Source organism: Nocardioides sp. Root240 (assembly GCF_001428825.1).
Classification (GTDB): domain Bacteria; phylum Actinomycetota; class Actinomycetes; order Propionibacteriales; family Nocardioidaceae; genus Nocardioides.
Genome location: NZ_LMIT01000010.1, coordinates 765,547 through 782,755 on the forward strand (window position 1 = coordinate 765,547; position 17,209 = coordinate 782,755).

The window sequence follows — 17,209 nt, forward strand, 5'->3', positions numbered from 1 at the left end:
TGCCACAGTCAGTCAGTGCTCAGATGGCGACCACGGGCAGCTCGACGTACGACGGTCGATCTGCGTCGTGGAAGAGCGTCTGATGCGCCGCGACGAAGTCGGCCGATTGCTGGTCGCCGGTGTTCAGGTTGCGGTCCCAGCGAGGGAAGCAACTGTTGGTGACCTGCACCCTGATCCTGTGACCGGCCAGGAACACATTGCTGGTGGCCCAGAGATCGATCTCGATCCCCTGCACCTCGTCCGCGCCGCTGTCGAGTCGCCGAATGCCGTCGCACAGGTTGAAGGACTGCCCGTCAGGATGCACGTCGCACAGGCGCGCGACCCAGTCGGTCGACGGCGCCGAGCTCTGCACGTGCAGCTTCACCCGGATCGGCCCGGTCACCTCCAGATCCTGCTCGAGCACTTCCGAGGTGAAGACGAGGACGTCGTCCCTGGCCTCGACGGACGTCTGTTCGAACGGACCGCGGCCGGGGCCCACGCCGAGCGGCCCGCCCCAGGTCGGTACGGGGTCCGCCGGGTCGTAGGTGATCTCGCTCGGGTTCTCGTTGACGGGAGGATCTGTGCTGAGGCTGCCACCAGCGTGCAGGTGCCACTGCTCCGTACGAGCTCGTTCGAGGGGCCAGGTTTCCTCGTCACGCCACCTGTTGAGGCCCATCACGAAGATCCTGACCGGGGACGACGCCGGGGCATGGTTGTCGTCGGTGAGGTGACGCCTCAGGAAGGCCAGCACCTCATCGCACCAGGTGCCGTTCGGGTGCGTCCCCGCATCTCGCAGGGACATCAGGCCGTAGTCCTGGTCGCCGACACGTCCACCGAAGTCCTCGTGCGTCCAAGGCCCGACGATGACACGCGACTCTCGTCCGAGGTCGCGCATCGCCATATAGGCGTCGAGCGTCCCCTGCAGACAGCTGTCGAACCAACCGCCGGTGTGCAGGCTGGGGACTTCGACGCGCGCATAGGAGCCTGCCACCCGCATGTGCTGTGTCGCGGCGACGTCGTTGGCACTGCTCGGCTCCACGAAGAGTGGCGTCCCGTGGCGTCGTAGGACGGGCAGTTCGGAGACCGGTAGCCCCCAGTAGCCGTCGGCCTCGAGCCGGTCGAAGTCTTCAACCATTGACGCCGCCCGGGCGGCCCTCTCTTCATTCGTCAGCTCTTGGCGCGTCAGCCAGTTGAACCCGGAAGCCAGCGACCATGAGGTGATGACCGAGATCTGGGTCGCGCCGCCGCGGGCGACCAACGCTTCGCGGGGCTCTGCCCACGTCATCAGGGGCGTGATCGCGTGAAGCGCAGTCGGTTGCTCCATTGCGGCACGCCACTGCGTGTGACCGCAGTAGCTGCCACCAACCATGCCGACGCGGCCATTGGATCCGGCCAGTTCGGCCGCCCAAGCGATCGTGTCCGCGCCATCTCGCCCTTCATGGTGCAGGGGCTCCCAGACGCCGTCGGATGCGTACCGGCCGCGGACGTCTTGAATGACCATGATGAATCCCTTGCGGGCAATCTCGGTCGGGGAGAAGCCGTTCCACCAGTTGCCCCAGATGTCACTCTTGTCGTAGGGCGTGCGGACGACCAGAGTGGGCCACCTTCCCGTTCCGACGGGCCGATACACATCCGCCCTCAGCACGACGCCGTCGCGCATTGTCGCGGGGACATCGAGCTCCACCTGCAGGGTTGGCGGCATGTCGATCTCCTTGTTCGTGGCAAGGCTGCGTTCGAAGTTGACGGTCACTTGTCCTCCACCTGGTCACGGAAGATCCACCGGAGCGCCTCGGGAAGCGCAGCACCGGCGTGGCCGAGGCTGTGGCCGCCCGTGCCGAAGACGAACATCGAGTCGTAGCGGCGGTACTTCAGGGCAGCGTCGAGGTCGCGGTTCGCGATCGGAATGTTCCCGTAGATGAGGTCTGCGTCGCGTTCTCCGGTCTGGTGCCAGACGCGGATCGGCTTTCGGGGGGCGCGCCGGACCATGCTCGGGTAGTTGTTGGCGCCCAGGATGTTGATGAAGCTGCCGCAGTGCGTGATGACGTTGCCGAAGACGTCGGGGCGGTGAAAGGCCGCTCCGAAGGCGCCCGCGCCGCCGGAGCTGTGGCCGCAGATGAGACGGCCCTTCGGATCGTCGGTCAGGCTGACCCTGGTCCGGATGACCGGGAACAGTTCCTCCGCGAGGTAACGAGCGAAGTCCTCGCTCACCGTGTCGTACTCGACGCCACGGTTCGTCGTTCCGCCGTAGATCGGGTATCCCGGCCCGGTCTCCCCCGGGTTGTGGAACAGGCCGATGGTCATCGGGATGTCACCGGCGTGCACCAGGTTGTCCAGAACCGTCGTGGCACGCACTTGCTCACCCACGTAAGAGAGGCCGTCCAGGCAAACCATCAGGTTGACCGACTCAGCCTCTTCAGCGCCGTGCGGCAGGTAGAGGTAGACGCTGCTGGTGACACCTGGGTAGACCGTGTGACTCGTCCAACGGACGTGCAGGTACTGGCCAGCCGGAACGCCCTCCTGCGGCAGGGACTCGAAAGTCAGGCGATACTCCGACGAGGTGTCATCCTCCGACAGCTCGAAAGTGGCGACGTCCTTCGGCGGGATGGAGTAGGTGGAATAGTCCTCCGGGGCCATCGCCATGTGGTCGAGGTCCACCGCCTCGAACTCAACCGTATCGACGTGCGAGTGGGTCATTCTGAAACGCTCATTTCTGATTCGTCGCCGTCAGGATCTTGTTCCGAGAGTGTGCGAAGCAGGACCTGCTCCATCTGAACCAACTTCGCGCTCGGCGGGTTCGTCCAACGCGCTCACCATGGCTCGTGCTCCTGCGTCGTCGCCGGCATCGATGGCGGCTGCCAGATCACGCATTCGCCGAACGAAAACACCCGACTGTCCGCGGGCGGACCACGCAGCGCACCTTCTGGTGCGTGCCTCTTGCAGGTGGGTCTGCATCGCTGCAGGCGTCATGCCCTCAGAGGTGCGGGGGGTGAGTTCGAGTAGGGCGTCGCGCAGTTCGATCAGGCTGTCGAGTCCTCCCTTGGCCTCAGCTCGGGACAGCGCAACCGTCAATGTCGTGGCTCGCGGGTCCGGCTGGGCGAGCGTCTCTGTCACCGCTTGACGCTCCATGGCCAGAAGGAGGTCATCGCCAAGTCGGATGCGATCGTCGGTCTCATTGAGCGCGAGCCGCGCCATCGCCCGGCGCGCGCGGCGCCGATCTTCTTGCACGTCGGCGTCAGCGGTCAGCGACGCAGCGATGAGCCGGCGAGTGTAAGGCTGGGTCGGCTGCTCCGTCACCGTTCCCGCCTCTCCCTCTTCCACGAGCCGCCCTTGCTGCAGCACGGCGATTCGCGTGCTCATGTGTCGCACCACGGACAGGTCGTGGGTGATGAACAGGTAAGCGACTCCGCGCTCTCGCTGCAGCTCCAGGAGAAGGTTGAGGATCTGCGCCTGCACGGACAGGTCGAGAGCGGACACGGACTCGTCACAGACGACGAGCCTGGGCTCGGGCAGGAGGGCGCGCGCGATCGCGATGCGCTGGCGTTGCCCGCCCGAGAACTGAGCGGGGAACTTGGCCAGCGCCGACTGGTCCATTCCGACACGCTCCAGCATGGCGACGACGCGGGCGCGCTTCTCCGCGCCCGACATCGACGGCAGGTTGGTCAGTGTCTCGCTGACGCTCTGCTCGATGGTTCGGTGGGGGTTGAACGAGCTGTAGGGGTCCTGAAAGACCGCTTGGATCTGTGAGCTCAACGCCCGCCGTTGCGAACGGGAGGCGCCCGTGATGTCCCGGCCGTCGAACGTGATGGTTCCGCGAGCGGGTTGCACTAGTCCCAGGACGCAGTTGCCCAGTGTCGACTTCCCTGATCCGGACTCGCCCACCAGCCCGAGGGTCTCCCCCTCGCTCAGATTGAGACTGACATCCTCGAGAGCGACCTTGTCCTTGCGTCGACCTCGGCCCCGATAGAGGACCGACAGGTCGCGAACTTCGAGCAACGGTGTCATGCCTTCACCAAGCCGTCCTGCGCAGTGCGGATGCAACGTGCGCCAGCACCTTCGCCCAGCGACACCATCGGGATGAATCCAGACCGACATGCGTCCTCGACCAAGCCGCACCGACTGGCGAATCGACAACCCAGGGGCCAAGAACCAGGCGGCGGCACGGCGCCTGCAATGACGGGCAGCAGCTGACGGGGCGCAGCCCCGACGGAAGACGAATGGAGCAGTGCCCGCGTGTAGGGGTGCGTGGGTCGGGTGATGATCGTCCTCACGTCGGCCCTCTCAACGATCTGCCCTGCGTACATCACGAGCGCGCGGTCGCAGGTCTCGGCAACGACTCCCCAGTCGTGCGTCACCAGGATGAGAGCCATTCCGCTCTGCTCTCGCAGGTCGCGGAGAAGGTCCAGGATCTCGCACTGCACCGAGACATCAAGCGCGGTCGTCGGCTCGTCTGCAATCAGCAGCTCGGGTTCTCCCGCGAGCGCTCGGGCAATGGCGATGCGTTGCGCCATACCTCCCGAGAGCTCGTGGGGATACTTCTTCGCCACTACCTCAGGATCGGGCAAGCGGACGCGAGTCATCAGTTCGTGCGCGATCTGACGGGCTTCGTGCTTGCTAAGCCCTCGATGCAGTCTGACGGCCTCTTCGAGCTGGTGGCCGACGGTGAAGGCCGGGTTGAGGCTCGAGATCGGTTCCTGCGAGATGAACCCGATTCCCGTTCCTCGATAGCTGTTCATCTGACGCTCGCTCAGTGAGGTCAGCTCCACGCCCTTGAAGGTGATCGATGCGGCCTGCACATGGGCGCCCATCGGCAGCACCCGAAGTACTCCCGAGATGGTCATCGATTTCCCGCACCCGGACTCGCCGACGATTGCGACGGCCTCGCCGGGTTTGACGTCAAAGCTGACGGTGTCGACGATCGGAATCTCGCCCTTGCCGCGCGGCAGGCTCACCGTCATGCGGTTCACGCTCAGGACCGCCTCTCGTCCTGGGGGTGTCTCTCCCGGACGAGCCGGGGTCAGGGGCTGGGAGACTCGGGCTGCGAGAGCACGCCAACTGAAGGACTTGGTTGAACCGCTGGACCGACCCATGTAGGCGTCACGGACGCCATTTCCGATCAACGTCAGGCTCAGTGTGACGATGGCGATGATCCCACCGGTGGGAACGAGCATCCAGGCGTCGAGCGGCATTGCCTGTTGGGCATCGGTCACCATGTTTCCCCAACTTGGGGCTGGCGGTGTCACGCCGAGACCGAGGTATCCGATCCCAGCTTCGACGAGACAGGCCACCGCTGCCACAATGCTGATTTGCGTGAGCGCAGGTCCAGCCACACCGGAGAGAATGTGGCGGCGCATGATCTGCAGGCTGGTGAGGCCGGCGACTCGAGCACCTGCAACATAGGGCTCCTCGCGAACTGCGATGGTTGCCGAATAGACGACCCGCGCCAACGTTGGCGACATGATCACACCCAGCGTGATCATCGCTGCGGTTTCGTTGTTTCCGTAAATTCCGAGAACGACCAGGAGCATGACCAGCCCCGGTACTGCGAGCAAGAGATCACAAAGTCGCATGGCAACCAGCTCCACCCAGCCGCCGAGCGTTCCCGCCGCCATGCCCAGGCAGAGTCCGATCGCCGTGCAGACCGCAACGGCCTGAGCGATGCCGGCCAGTGTCACCCGGCCACCGTGGAGCATTCTGGAGAGGATGTCGCGGCCCAGTTGATCGGTGCCGAGCAGGTGGTCCGCGGAAGGCTTGGCGTAGATGTTCAGGAGGTCCTGTTCGAGGGGCGCGTACGGCGACACCCAAGGCGCGAGAAGACACCCCACGACGACGATCATCAGGACCAGAGCGCAGACCACCACAAGTGGCTGCCGCAGGAGGCGCGAGAAGAAGCCCGCTCCGCGCTCAGCCGCCCTGCGAAACTCTTCGTCGGTGGAAGGGCCTTCAATGACCGCGCTCATCGCGCCCTCACCTTCGGGTTCAGATAGCCGGTAGCGATATCAGTCATGAGGAACACGACGACGACCATCGCGGTGTAGAAGACCGCCAACCCCTGAATGACCGGCAGGTCGTGCTTGGTCGTTGCACTCACCATCAGGGTTCCGAGGCCGGGCATCCCGAAGATCTGCTCCATCAGGATGGTGCCGCCCAAGAGGCCGACGAACACCAGGCTCACCATGGTCAGGACCGGCCCGGCGGCGTTCTTTGCGATGTGCTTGAACACGATTCGCTTCCACGGATAGCCGTTCGAGCGCAGGCTGCGGACGTAGTCGCTGCGCATTGCGGAGAGCATCTCTGCCCTCGTCACGACGGCGACCAAGGCTGTTTCCGCCACGCCGAGAACGGCAACAGGAACGATCAACGACTGGACCCAGCCGGATGCCGACTCACCGATTGGCACGTAGCCGGAAACGGGCACCCAGGCGAGGTTCACTCCGAACACGAGGACGGCGATCAGCGCGAGCCAGAAGCTGGGCAGACCTCGGCCCAGGACTGCGAGCACCTCAGCCAGTCTGCCGGTGGCGCCGCCGCGGATCGCTGCGACCGCCCCGGATGCCACGCCAAGCACAATGACGAGGAGGAGCGCGCCTACGGACAGCGACAGCGTCACTGCGAGTCGCGAGGAGATGGTCTCCGACACTGGGAACCCCGTGGTGACCGATGTTCCCAGATCCCCGGAGAGAGCATTGCGGAGCCAGTCGCCGTACTGCACCAGCACGGGACGGTCGGCCCCCAGTTGCGCGTTCAGCTCGGCGATCGATTCCGGGCTGGCGGTCGGACCAAGGATCGCCTGCCCGGTAGAACCTCCGGCGAGTGAGCTCAGTACGAAGACGACGAGCGAGATCACTGCCATCAAGGGGATTCCCATGAGCAGTCGTCGAGCAACGACACCCAGCATGACCGATCCCTCCTTTCGGGATTCTCTTCACCAAGGGATGACTGACGACGATTCGGATGACTGCGCTCGAATGCGCGATCGCCGGCGATCCTTGGCGACCCGGCCCTGGGAGGAGGGCCGGGGCGCTGGACCAGCGTCAGTTCTTCGGCTTCCAAGCCGTGATCGCGAACTGTCCCATCGGCTCGGCCTTGCCGATCTCGATGCCGTCGGAGAACACGAACTGGGGAATGGTCACGATCGGCAGGTACCAGACCTTCGCAGTCATCGCTTCGTTGAACTGCTTGGCGGCGTCCTCGAAGGTGGCGTCCGTGGAGGTCACAAGGGCGTCGTAGGCCTTGTCGATCTCCGGGTCAACGGACCTGAACGGATTCCACACGTCCGAGAACGGCGACTTGTAGAGGCGGTAGGCATCGCCCGGGAGCACGCCGTACAGCCCGTACGACACTGCCCCAGCCGAGTACTTCTTCTCGGCGAAGTCGGTGAAGAACGACGTGTTCGGAAGGGCCTTCACCTTCAGGTCGATACCGATCTTCCCGAGCTGGTCGACCGCGGCGGCGACGGCTGTGGTGGCAGCCGGGTCGTCGCTGTTGACCTCCAAGGTCATGGAGAAGCCGTCGGGGTAACCGGCTTCAGACAGCAGGCTCTTGGCTTCGTCCACGTCGTAGGCGTACTTCGACGGCAGGTCAGCGTCGTAGCCGACGTAGTCGGTGAGGGTGAACTGGTCCTGGGGCGTGACGTCGGGGCCGACCGCCTTCGCGATGGCCTCACGGTCCAGGGCGAGCGCCATGGCCCGACGGACACGTACGTCGCCGAGCGCCTTGGTAACTTCACCGGATCGGTCCCAGAGCATCATGGCGATGGCGGACTTCCTCATCACAGTGACGTCGTAGCCCTTGTCCTTGGCCTGCCCGACAAGCGACGTCCCGCCGGCCATGTCCACCTGAATCTGCCCGGATGCGAGTGCGTTCAGAGCGGTGTTCTGGTCCGCCATGACGCGCAGGACGACCTTCTTCCAGTTCTGGCGCGACTTGTCGTAGTAGTTCGGGTTGGGCGTGTACGTGTAGTGATCGCCGGGCTCGCTCTCACTCGGCTCGTACACATACGGTCCCGCACCGAAGGTCGCCGTCTTGAGCTTCTCCGGGTCCTTGAGCCCAGCCGCGCTGATGATCAGCCCGTTGTTGCAGTTCCCGCTGTCGCCCAGGATCGACTCCATCCCGATGAACGGGTTCGGCGACGTGATCTTGACGGAGTCGTCGCCTTCGGCGGTGACCTTCCAAGGCTTGATGTAACCGTCGTTCAGCCCCGGAACGGACTTGTAGTACTTGAGGGTGTCGAGTACCGAGTCGCGGGTGACGTCAGTTCCGTCGGCGAACTTGATCCCATCACGAATCTTCATGGTGAAGACCGTGTTGTTCTCCGAGTACTCCCAGGACTCCGCGATGCCGGGCTCATACTCACCATCAAGCCCGGTTCGGATCAGTGGCTCATAGGCCAGCTGGAACATCGGGCTGGAGCATTCCTGATTCAGCTGGAAGCTCGTGGGCGAGTCGACCGGGATGGCGATCGTGAGTGTGTCGGTCGACGAGGAGGACGACGACGCCCCCCCGCCGCACGCCGCGAGACCAACCGCTGCCAGCGTCCCGGTCAGCACTGTCGCGGTCAATCGTCGAGCGCGGCGCGGACCCCCGCCGGACCAGAACTGCTTGCGCACCTTCATGACGTTTCTCCTCGCATCTCCAGCGTCCGCGACTCCGCGCTCAGCCGATCAGTGGGCCACTCGGCGTTCCGTTCTATGGCACGCTGTATCTGCTAGTGGTACACCGATGATCTACGTCACAGTCCGCCGTGTCAACGAGATGCGCTGACTTTGGAGGATGGACGACAGCTGTACGCGCGGTTCTCACTCTCCACACTGGCTGCGGGCGACCCCGCGCGCCCTCCAGTCGGCCACGACGGGTTCAGTCGTCGAGTACGACGACGTGCTTGCCCGGCATACCCCCAGCTTCAACGTCGGCTTGCGCATCGCGGACCTGTTCCAGGCCGCGGTAGACCTTCGCGATCGGGACCTCGATGCGACCCTCCGCGATGGCTTCGAGCTGGCGCGCGAGTGCGTCTTCGGGCAGGTCTGCCGCCGTGCCCGCATAGCTGGTCAACCGGACCCCGCTGGGGATCATGAAGGGGGAGAAGTCCGGGATCGACCACTGCCCGGCCAAGGCTCCGGTGAAGCAGACGGTGCCATGGCGACGGACAGTCGCGAGGGTGTCCGCGAGAGCCGAACAACCCACCAGCTCGAGAGCCGCGTCCACGCCGGCGGGCGCCAGCTCGCGCACCTGGTCGGCAACGGCGCCGGTGTCGACCAGCACATGGTCGACACCCACTGCGCGCAGGTCCTCGGCGCGATCCGCGCTGCGGGTAGTGGACAGCACCGTGGCGCCAAGCTCCTTCGCGATGGCCGCTGCGCTGAGCCCGACCGTCGAGGTGCCGCCGCGAATCAGCAGTGTCTGGCCGGCCTGCAGATCGAGCCCGGTAGCGAGGGAGCCATACGCGGTCTGGAACATCTCCGGTAATGCGCCGACGACCTCCCACGGCAGGTCGGTCTCGAACCGGATCACCTGCGCAGCCGGGACGCTCACGTACTCGGCGTAGGCGCCGTCATAGGCGCGGCCCATGCCACCCATCATGGTCGCGACCTGCTGGCCCGGCTGCAGACCGCTCGCACCGTCGGCCTCATCGACCACTCCGACGCACTCGATGCCCGGGACACGCGGATAGGTGACCTCCGCATCCGACTCGCCCTTGCGGGTGAGGACCTCGGACTCGTTGACGCCGAAGGCCTGTACCTTGATCCGCACCCAACCCGCACCACGGGTCGGCACGGGTACGTCCTTGATCTCCAGAACGTCGAGGCCGCCCGGACGGGTGACGACGACGGCCCGCATCGTCACCGGAAGGACATCGCCGGCAGGTTTCGGTCGAACCATGTCGAGTTCCTCACTCTCATTCAGTTCCGTGCGGCGCGAGAACGGTCGACCGGCGGTGATCTCACGTCCGGACGGCATGGCGCAGCCTTGGTCGTCAGCCCGAGACTCACCCCCAGGTGGTTTCCCCGTGACGGTCCACGAGGCGCCCCGAACCGTGGCCGGGGCCTTCCGTGGCGAGCTTGACGATGGCATCGGTGCCCTCGGTCACGGTCTGGGGACCACTGTTGCCGTTGAGGTCGGTCGCGGTGTAGCCCGGGTCGGCGACGTTGATGCGAATGTCGGGGATCCCCTTCGCATACTGCGTCGTGAGCATCGTCAGCGCAGCCTTCGACGCGGTGTAGCCGGGCACGATCGCGTGCGCCTCGGCTCGGGACAGGTCATGGGTCAGCTCGAGGGATCCCATCCCACTGCCGACGTTGACGATGGCCGGGTCGGTCGACTTGCGCAGCAGCGGCAGGAACGCCGTCGTCGCGCGGACCACGCCGACCACGTTGACGTCGAGAACGGCGGCGACGTCGGCTGCCGTCAAGATGGCCGGGTCGACCATCGGTCCGAAGATGCCGGCGTTGTTGATGAGCACGTCGATCTTCCCCTCATGCTCGAGAACGTCTGCTGCCGCTTCGGCGACGGACACCTCGTCGGTGACATCGATCTGTACGAATCGGGCCCCCAGCGCTGCGGCGGCAGCGCGCCCTGCCTGCGGGTCACGTGCTCCGAGCAGGACGGTGTGGCCGTACTCGACCAGGCGGCGGGCGGTCTCGTGGCCGAGGCCCTTGTTGGCGCCGGTGATGAAGGTGATGGTCATGCACTGATGCTGGTGCGCGCGTTGGCGTGACAACAGGGATGCGTCTACCCCAGGACAACCAGTACCACCCTCGGCGCCGGCATCCTCAGGGACAATCGTGCGATGAGCGACCTGGGTACGACGCTGCGCACGTGGCGTGACCGCATGTCTCCCGCCGCGGCCGGTCTCCCGTCCAGACGAGCACGCCGTGCAGCCGGCCTGCGACGCGAGGAGCTCGCCGAGCTCGCGGGCGTGTCGGTCGACTATGTCGTGAGGCTGGAACAGGGACGCGCCACGACCCCGTCGGTGCAGGTGGCCTCGGCGCTGGCCAGGGCCCTGCACCTGAGCGACGAGGAGCGCGACCACCTGTACCGGCTCGCTGGCCTGGCACCGCCGGGCGCCGAACAGATTTCCCGCCACATCCAGCCGGGCATGCAGCGAGTGCTTCTCCGCCTCGGCGACACAGCGACCGCCGTCTTCGCTGCGGACTGGCAGATGCTGTGGTGGAACCGAGGATGGGCCGCACTCCTGGGCGACCCCTCGGCGACTCCGCACGCGCTGCGCAACTTCGCGCGTGACACCTTCCCGGCCGAGACCCTCGGCCAGGGACCCCAGCTCGCCCATTGGCCGGTCACGGCCTTCGACGGCGGGGCCTCCGACGCGGCCGTCGTCTCCGACCTGCGCCGAGCCAGCGGCCGCTACCCTCGAGACCGGCAGCTGGCAGCCCTGATTCGCAGCTTGCGGACAACCAACAAGCGCTTCGCTGATCTCTGGGCCGCCGGCGAGGTGAGCCCGCATCGCGAGGGCCGCAAGGTCGTCGAGCACCCAGCCGTCGGTCCCGTCACGGTTGACTGCGACGTGCTCATCGACGCTGACACGGACCTGAAGATCGTGGCGATGACAGCAGCGCCCGACACCGAGGACGAGTCGAAGTTCCGCCTCGCCCTGCTGTCCGGCGTCCACGCCCCTGCGCGGAAGACGAGCGCGCACTGACGTCGCGGTGACGGGTCGACCACCCGACGAGCACATACGCAGGTGGAAGTCAGAGACCTGCTCGCGAACGCATTCGCCATCGAAGGAAGACCATGACCAGGCACGCATCAACGACATCTCCCGACACCCTCAAAGCTTTCACCGCCGAGATCCGAGACACTGGCGGAACGATCGCCCGCTGACTCAGTCAGTGGAATTCTCGACGGGGGAAGGCAGCGGTGACGTGTGCTCGTGGATGACCCTCCAATCGTCCCCGGCTCGGCCCCACACCAAGGTCTCTCGCATGCGGTACTCAAACCTCTCGCCGTTGCGGAGGTTGCCGACGTTGCGCAGAATGACGATGGTGACGGCCAGACCGCCGGAAGGATCGCGTAGCACGACGACGTCCTCAACGATGTCGGACAGGCTTTCAACCTCCTCGTCCAACCAGGTGCGGGCCGCCGCCGCGTAGGCGTCGTAGCCAGGTGCAGCAACCGGCGAACCGTCCCAGATCCGCACGCGCTGGTCACGGGAATACCAGCTCGCGCCGGCATCGAACCCGCGTTCGAAGTCGACCAGGAATCGCCGTACCTTGGACTCGAAGGTTGCCGCGTCCTCGGCCGTGACCACCGGGTACACCGTGAGGGGCTTCACCCCAGCTGCTTCAGACATCATCCTGCCCTTTCAACGACAGTCGGCGGCGCATCATCGGACGAGCCATCTACTCGTGGTCACAGCGACCCATGGCTCGACGAGAGCTCCCGGCGCTATCGAGCCCGACGGGCACCGGTCAGCTCGCATTGCCTTAGCCATCGTTGAGCCCCTCGGCTTGGAAGGGGTGATCGGGCCCAGCGAGCGCAACGATGGCTTCGTAGGGCCGGCGCACTGTTGCTTCGTCGAGCGAAGTGTCGGGGTGCGCCAAGCGGTGACTCCACCAGCCCCACAGCAGGGCGTTGATGGCGAGCGCGATGCTGGTGGGGACCACGGGCTGAAGCATCGCGAGCGCGTCGTCCTCGACCGCCTGGAGCACCGCCGCCACCTTGGGGTCCCGAGCGCCGTAGTGACGGATCTCCTCGTAGAGCCGGATATCGGTGAGACTCGGGCTCGTCGAGCCGATCGTGGCGTCAACGAGTGCATCGACGACGTCGGCGGGGGTCCGGGCGCCGCGGAGCGGGGCTGCATACCGGGGTTCGAGATCGCTGCGGGTCGAGTCCAACGCGCTCAGGATGAGGCCCTCGAGGGTGGGGAAGTAGTACGTCATCGACCCCAGCGGGACCTCGGCATGCGCTGCGACGCCCCGATACGAGACAGCGCTGATCCCGTCGGTCCTGATCACGTCGAGCGTGGCTTCAAGGATCCGCGAGCGACGTCCTGGGTCGTTCGGCTTCCCGCGGCGCATGGCCCTCCTCTGTCAGTCCAGGTGTGTACCATCGTACGCACTAGTGTGTACCGTCGTACGCACTGGATTCTAGAGTAGCCCGACGAGGAGATCGCGTGAACGGCAACAAGCTGCAGGAGCAGGCTCGCGAGCGAGCGCAGGAGTTGCCCGGCGCCCGGCTCGAGCACCCGTTCGGTCCGGACTGGGAGGTGTTCAAGGTTCGCGACAAGGTGTTCATGCTGCTGACGGACATCACCGGGGAACCCATCGTCATCATCAAGGCGGCGCCGGAGCATGGCGAGGAACTGCGGAAGCAGCACGAGGACATCACCCCCGGCTATCACATGAACAAGCAGCACTGGATCACGCTGCATCCCGGCGGTGGTATGCGAAAGGAGCTCGTGGACGAGCTGGTGACCGAGTCATTCCTCCTCGTCGTCGAGGGCCTGCCACACGCGAAGCGCCCAGTGGACCCGGCGACGTTCGGCAGCGCGGGCACCAACGACACGACCCCCACCGTCACTGACGACACTACGACCTCAGACCACACCTGATCCTCGAAAGGACTCTCTATGACCAGCAGCGACGACACCACAGTGCAGGGCGCCGTGCACTCGTGGCTCGGCATCTCGTACGCCACCGCCGACCGCTTCCACAGCCCGAAAATCGTGCCCTTCGACCCGGACCTGCCCTACGACCAGAAGGGTCTGGCACCGCTCCAGGCCGGCGACACCAGCTGGCTGGAAGCCGACAACGGGTTCAGCGAGGACTGCCTGAACCTCAACGTCTGGGCACCCGCCGACGCTGGAGACAAGCCCCTCCCGGTCATCGTGTATGTCTTCGGCGGCGGGTGGATGCTCGGCGCGAACACACAGACCACCTCCAACGCGTCCGGCCTCGCCGCGACCGGTCGCGCCATCGGCGTCTCCATCAACTACCGTCTGGGCGCGTTCGGTGCACTGTCCCTCTCCCAGTACGGCGGCGCTCTCGCGCAGGCTACGAACCTCTGCCTGCAAGACATCATCACCGCGCTGCGGTGGGTCAACGAGAACATCAGCCACTTCGGCGGCGACCCCAACAACGTCACCGTCACCGGGCACAGTGCCGGCGCGTACTCCACCCTGAGTCTCCTCGGCGCACCCTCCGCAGACGGCCTCTACCACCACCTCGCGGCGTTCTCCGGCATGCCGGCACGCCAAGTACCCGCTTGGGGAGCGGAAGAACGCGCCCACGCCGTCCTCACCGCACTCGGGATCGAGAACGATCCCGAGCAGCTCCTGACCGTTGACGCACACCTGCTCGCCGAGACGATGGCTGCGACGCAGTCCTCAGACCCTGGGGCAGCGCACGGCGTCGACAACGATCTCGTTGCCATCGTCGACGACCGAACTCAGCCCAACGGCATCCTCACCGATCTTCCCATGCGCGTCCTCGAGTCCGGACGACACAAGGAGATCGACATCCTGTTCAGCAGCACCACCCACGAGCTCGACTGGTGGGTCCTGCACAAGACCGACGAGTTCGACCCGGGCAGCATCGACGCTTTCGTCACGGAGTTCGCCAACCGCAACCGCATCCCACGCAGCCGCGCCCGCAAGATCGTCGCCGCCTACGACGTCAACGGGCGCACACCAGTCCAGGTCCGCGGAGCCCTGCTCACCGACTTCTCATTCACACTGCCTCAGACCCGCGGAGCGCTCGCCCACGCCGCGGCCGGAGGGAACGCGCACCTGCTCTCCATCGGGCCAGTCGAGGGCGCACACGCCGTCCACGGCACGGAGATGTACGGCATCGTCGGCCAGACCCGCCCCGGCGCCGGCCACGAGCAGATCGTTCGCGACACGTTCGTCCGAGACGCGCTGCTCTCCCTCGCCACGAGCGACAACGGCGCACTTTGGAGGCCCGTCGCCACGGCGCCGACCGCCCAAGGGATCGGCGACATGCCGTACGACGCCACCGCGCACGCCGAAGATGTACTTGAGACCTTCTCGGGCATCAAACGCCCATAGCCGCACCTTCGGGCTGGGAGCCTTCTGGGTCCCCTCCTGAAGAACCGGTGCAATCAGCGAGAACCGCAACAGCCGCGTGGAGTCGTTTCGCTAGCGGTTGCCGTCGCCCCTCACAAGCCGAGGCGAGGATACGCAGCGCGGGCTGGCGGGGGCGTGGGCCGGCAGCGTTCTCCGTGGAGCCGGGGGATCCGGGAGCGCGCGGGCCAAGGCCTCAAGCCGGGGAGCGCTACCAGTGCTCGCGTTGGGCGTAGGGATTGTCGACTACCACCGGTCGTAGCGCGGCATCCTGGAGATGACGCTCCCGGGCACAAGAATCGGTCAGACACATAGCGGCCGTGAAGATCAGCACTCCGAACTGCGTCGAGACGGTGGTCACGGCGAATTGGCCTGCCGTGCCGACCAGCAGCACACGATGGGTCTGCTGCATGAACGCCGTCTGGGTGCCCCACCTTGGCAAACCAATCCCGTGTCCCTCTCAAGCCCAGGGCGACCAGCGAACTGGCTGCGCGCCCGAGAGCCGTCCAAGCGGCGTGAAGCGGGCTTGAGGGGCGGCCGCGGGAAACGTGTGGCAAACGTGTCAATCGGCTGAACGGACCCAAGACGTACAAGGCTCTGACGACCATTTCTGCTGGTCGGAGCCACTGCCGTCGGAGCCGCCCGTCGTGTTCTGCCGCCCGCCGGAATCGAACCGACCTAGTCATCTCGGTTCAGGTGCGTGGTTTCTGCTGGAGCGGCGGGTGGGCCTGCGGTGAGGTCGAGGTAGTCGTTGATGGCGTCGGCAACGACTGCATCGCGGCCGGGCAGGACGTGGGAGTACTCGCGGAGCGTGGTCGAGGGGTCTGCGTGGCCGAGGCGTTCTTGGGCTTCGAGGATCTTGCCTTGGGAGACGAGGAACGTGGCGACGCTGTGACGTAGACGGTGCAGAGTCGCATCGGGGATACCGGCGGCGTCCCGGACTGCCTCGAACCGGTGTCCGAGGACCTCAGATCCGAGTCGACGCCAGTGCCCGGAGTCAGAGCTGAAGACCCACGGTCCCAACACATGCGCTCCGGCGGCACCCATCGGTCCAGCTCCACCAAGCGGGACAGCCGCGCGAGCGACGCGCTCCGCCCAGGTGTCGTGAAGACGGTGCCAGAGGTCAGCGGTGTCAGCGCCGAGCGTGACCGTTCGAGTGTGGCCGGACTTGGGCGTGGTGAGCTGGCCAGCGGAGACGGCCCGCTGGATGTGCAGCACCCGGCCGGTCAGGTCGTCGAACCGCAGCGCGACCAGCTCACCACGTCGGGCGCCGCTGTCGGCGGCGAGGCGAACCAGGAGGAGGCACTGTTCGGCGACGCGCAGGCGCCTCCAGGCCGCGGAACTCTCCGCGGCAGCGGCGTTCACTCGCGCAGCGTCCCGGTTAGCGCTCGCGCCCGGACTGCTCGAACCTTCGCTCGCGAGGCGATGGGGGATGTTCGCATGGGCCTCGATGACCCGGAGCTCGGCCGCCAGAAGCAGGGCTCGGACCTCATCGTCGGCCAGAGCTTGGCGGGGTGGGGAGCGGTGAGGTCCGCGCATCAGCCGCAGCGGGTGGGTGTCGAGGAGACGTTCGTTGTAGGCCCAGGTCAGACATGCACGCAGGACACGGAACCGGGCGGCGACCACGGCGTCGGAGGCGCCCGCGTCGCGCCAGTCCGCGAGCCGACAACGGATCTCGTCCGGTGACAGCGCGGCGGCCGGCCGCTCGGCGACGGGGTCACAAGCCAGCGCACGGGCATTCGAGGTGTACCCGACGTAGGTCGACGGCTTCCAGGGGTGGTCCGCGGCCAGCCAGGCCTGCAGCAGGAAGCCGACGGTGACCCGGTCCGGTGGCGGGATGATCGGGCGGCCCGTGGCCAGCAGCCGGATCCGGGTGGCGGTGGCATCGGCTTCGGTGCCGTGCACGGTCACCGAGAGGTGCCGGGTCCGGCCGGTCACCGGGTCGACATCGGCGGGAAGCCGGACCTCCCAGACCCCGGGGCGGCGTTCGCGCTGAGTGCCCTCACCACGAGAGCGGCGGCGGCGGCGCCGGCGCGCAGGCGCCGAGGCGGCCGTGTCGAGCACCGGCGGCATGTCGAGCGAGCGAGGCGAGGGGAGAACGGCGGTCATCTCACCACGGTGCGCCTGACCAGACGGTGCGCTCAACCGCTGACGATGGACTCGTAATGGGATCCGTAATGGGACAACGGGACAGAC

15 protein-coding genes are annotated in these 17,209 nt (G+C 66.3%); 3 read left to right on the plus strand and 12 right to left on the minus strand.

Features of this window, described 5'->3' with window-relative positions:
- Positions 1 to 19 precede the first annotated feature (19 nt).
- The 8 genes from ASE20_RS13530 to ASE20_RS13565 form a co-directional block, all read right to left on the minus strand.
- On the minus strand, positions 20 to 1,729 hold the full coding sequence (locus ASE20_RS13530; protein WP_082612375.1) for a CocE/NonD family hydrolase: 1,710 nt from the start codon (positions 1,727 to 1,729) through the stop codon (positions 20 to 22).
- Positions 1,726 to 2,673, minus strand: coding sequence for an alpha/beta hydrolase (locus ASE20_RS13535; protein ID WP_056895039.1), 948 nt, complete (start codon positions 2,671 to 2,673; stop codon positions 1,726 to 1,728). Before ASE20_RS13535 ends, ASE20_RS13530 begins: the two co-directional genes overlap by 4 nt.
- 30 nt (positions 2,674 to 2,703) lie before the next feature.
- On the minus strand, positions 2,704 to 3,981 hold the full coding sequence (locus tag ASE20_RS24345; protein ID WP_082612376.1) for an ABC transporter ATP-binding protein: 1,278 nt from the start codon (positions 3,979 to 3,981) through the stop codon (positions 2,704 to 2,706).
- Positions 3,978 to 5,936: a dipeptide/oligopeptide/nickel ABC transporter permease/ATP-binding protein gene (locus ASE20_RS13545; protein WP_082612377.1), complete on the minus strand. Its 1,959-nt coding sequence runs from the start codon at positions 5,934 to 5,936 to the stop codon at positions 3,978 to 3,980. The genes ASE20_RS24345 and ASE20_RS13545 overlap by 4 nt, the downstream gene beginning before the upstream one ends.
- Positions 5,933 to 6,874, minus strand: a complete 942-nt coding sequence (locus ASE20_RS13550) for an ABC transporter permease (RefSeq protein ID WP_082612378.1) — start codon at positions 6,872 to 6,874, stop codon at positions 5,933 to 5,935. Before ASE20_RS13550 ends, ASE20_RS13545 begins: the two co-directional genes overlap by 4 nt.
- 136 nt (positions 6,875 to 7,010) lie before the next feature.
- Positions 7,011 to 8,591 carry an ABC transporter substrate-binding protein gene (locus ASE20_RS13555; RefSeq protein WP_082612379.1) on the minus strand — a complete coding sequence of 527 codons (1,581 nt, stop codon included), beginning with the start codon at positions 8,589 to 8,591 and terminating at the stop codon, positions 7,011 to 7,013.
- Positions 8,592 to 8,832: 241 nt separating this feature from the next.
- On the minus strand, positions 8,833 to 9,933 hold the full coding sequence (locus tag ASE20_RS13560) for a zinc-binding dehydrogenase (protein ID WP_200952798.1): 1,101 nt from the start codon (positions 9,931 to 9,933) through the stop codon (positions 8,833 to 8,835).
- A 28-nt stretch (positions 9,934 to 9,961) separates the two neighbouring features.
- Positions 9,962 to 10,660 carry an SDR family NAD(P)-dependent oxidoreductase gene (locus ASE20_RS13565; RefSeq protein ID WP_056895043.1) on the minus strand — a complete coding sequence of 233 codons (699 nt, stop codon included), beginning with the start codon at positions 10,658 to 10,660 and terminating at the stop codon, positions 9,962 to 9,964.
- 144 nt (positions 10,661 to 10,804) lie between these two features.
- On the opposite strand from ASE20_RS13565, the gene ASE20_RS13570 reads away from it, so the two are divergent.
- Positions 10,805 to 11,632: a helix-turn-helix domain-containing protein gene (locus ASE20_RS13570; protein ID WP_225869152.1), complete on the plus strand. Its 828-nt coding sequence runs from the start codon at positions 10,805 to 10,807 to the stop codon at positions 11,630 to 11,632.
- A gap of 183 nt (positions 11,633 to 11,815) precedes the next feature.
- On the opposite strand, the gene ASE20_RS13575 is transcribed toward ASE20_RS13570, so the two are convergent.
- Together ASE20_RS13575 and ASE20_RS13580 are read right to left on the minus strand one after the other, a co-directional pair.
- Positions 11,816 to 12,265: a YybH family protein gene (locus ASE20_RS13575; RefSeq protein ID WP_056895045.1), complete on the minus strand. Its 450-nt coding sequence runs from the start codon at positions 12,263 to 12,265 to the stop codon at positions 11,816 to 11,818.
- Between the two features lie 151 nt (positions 12,266 to 12,416).
- Positions 12,417 to 13,010: a TetR/AcrR family transcriptional regulator gene (locus tag ASE20_RS13580; RefSeq protein WP_082612380.1), complete on the minus strand. Its 594-nt coding sequence runs from the start codon at positions 13,008 to 13,010 to the stop codon at positions 12,417 to 12,419.
- Positions 13,011 to 13,105: 95 nt separating this feature from the next.
- Here ASE20_RS13580 and ASE20_RS13585 point away from each other — a divergent pair, with 95 nt between their 5' ends.
- Both ASE20_RS13585 and ASE20_RS13590 read left to right on the plus strand, forming a co-directional pair.
- On the plus strand, positions 13,106 to 13,543 hold the full coding sequence (locus ASE20_RS13585) for an MmcQ/YjbR family DNA-binding protein (protein ID WP_056895047.1): 438 nt from the start codon (positions 13,106 to 13,108) through the stop codon (positions 13,541 to 13,543).
- 18 nt (positions 13,544 to 13,561) lie between these two features.
- Positions 13,562 to 14,998 (plus strand): carboxylesterase family protein, encoded by a 1,437-nt coding sequence (locus ASE20_RS13590; protein ID WP_056895048.1) that lies wholly within the window; start codon positions 13,562 to 13,564, stop codon positions 14,996 to 14,998.
- 226 nt (positions 14,999 to 15,224) lie between these two features.
- Here ASE20_RS13590 and ASE20_RS13595 read toward each other — a convergent pair whose 3' ends face one another.
- Positions 15,225 to 15,425 carry a hypothetical protein gene (locus ASE20_RS13595; RefSeq protein ID WP_056895049.1) on the minus strand — a complete coding sequence of 67 codons (201 nt, stop codon included), beginning with the start codon at positions 15,423 to 15,425 and terminating at the stop codon, positions 15,225 to 15,227.
- Positions 15,426 to 15,691: 266 nt separating this feature from the next.
- Positions 15,692 to 17,122, minus strand: a complete 1,431-nt coding sequence (locus ASE20_RS13600) for a tyrosine-type recombinase/integrase (protein WP_056895050.1) — start codon at positions 17,120 to 17,122, stop codon at positions 15,692 to 15,694.
- Positions 17,123 to 17,209 lie beyond the last annotated feature (87 nt).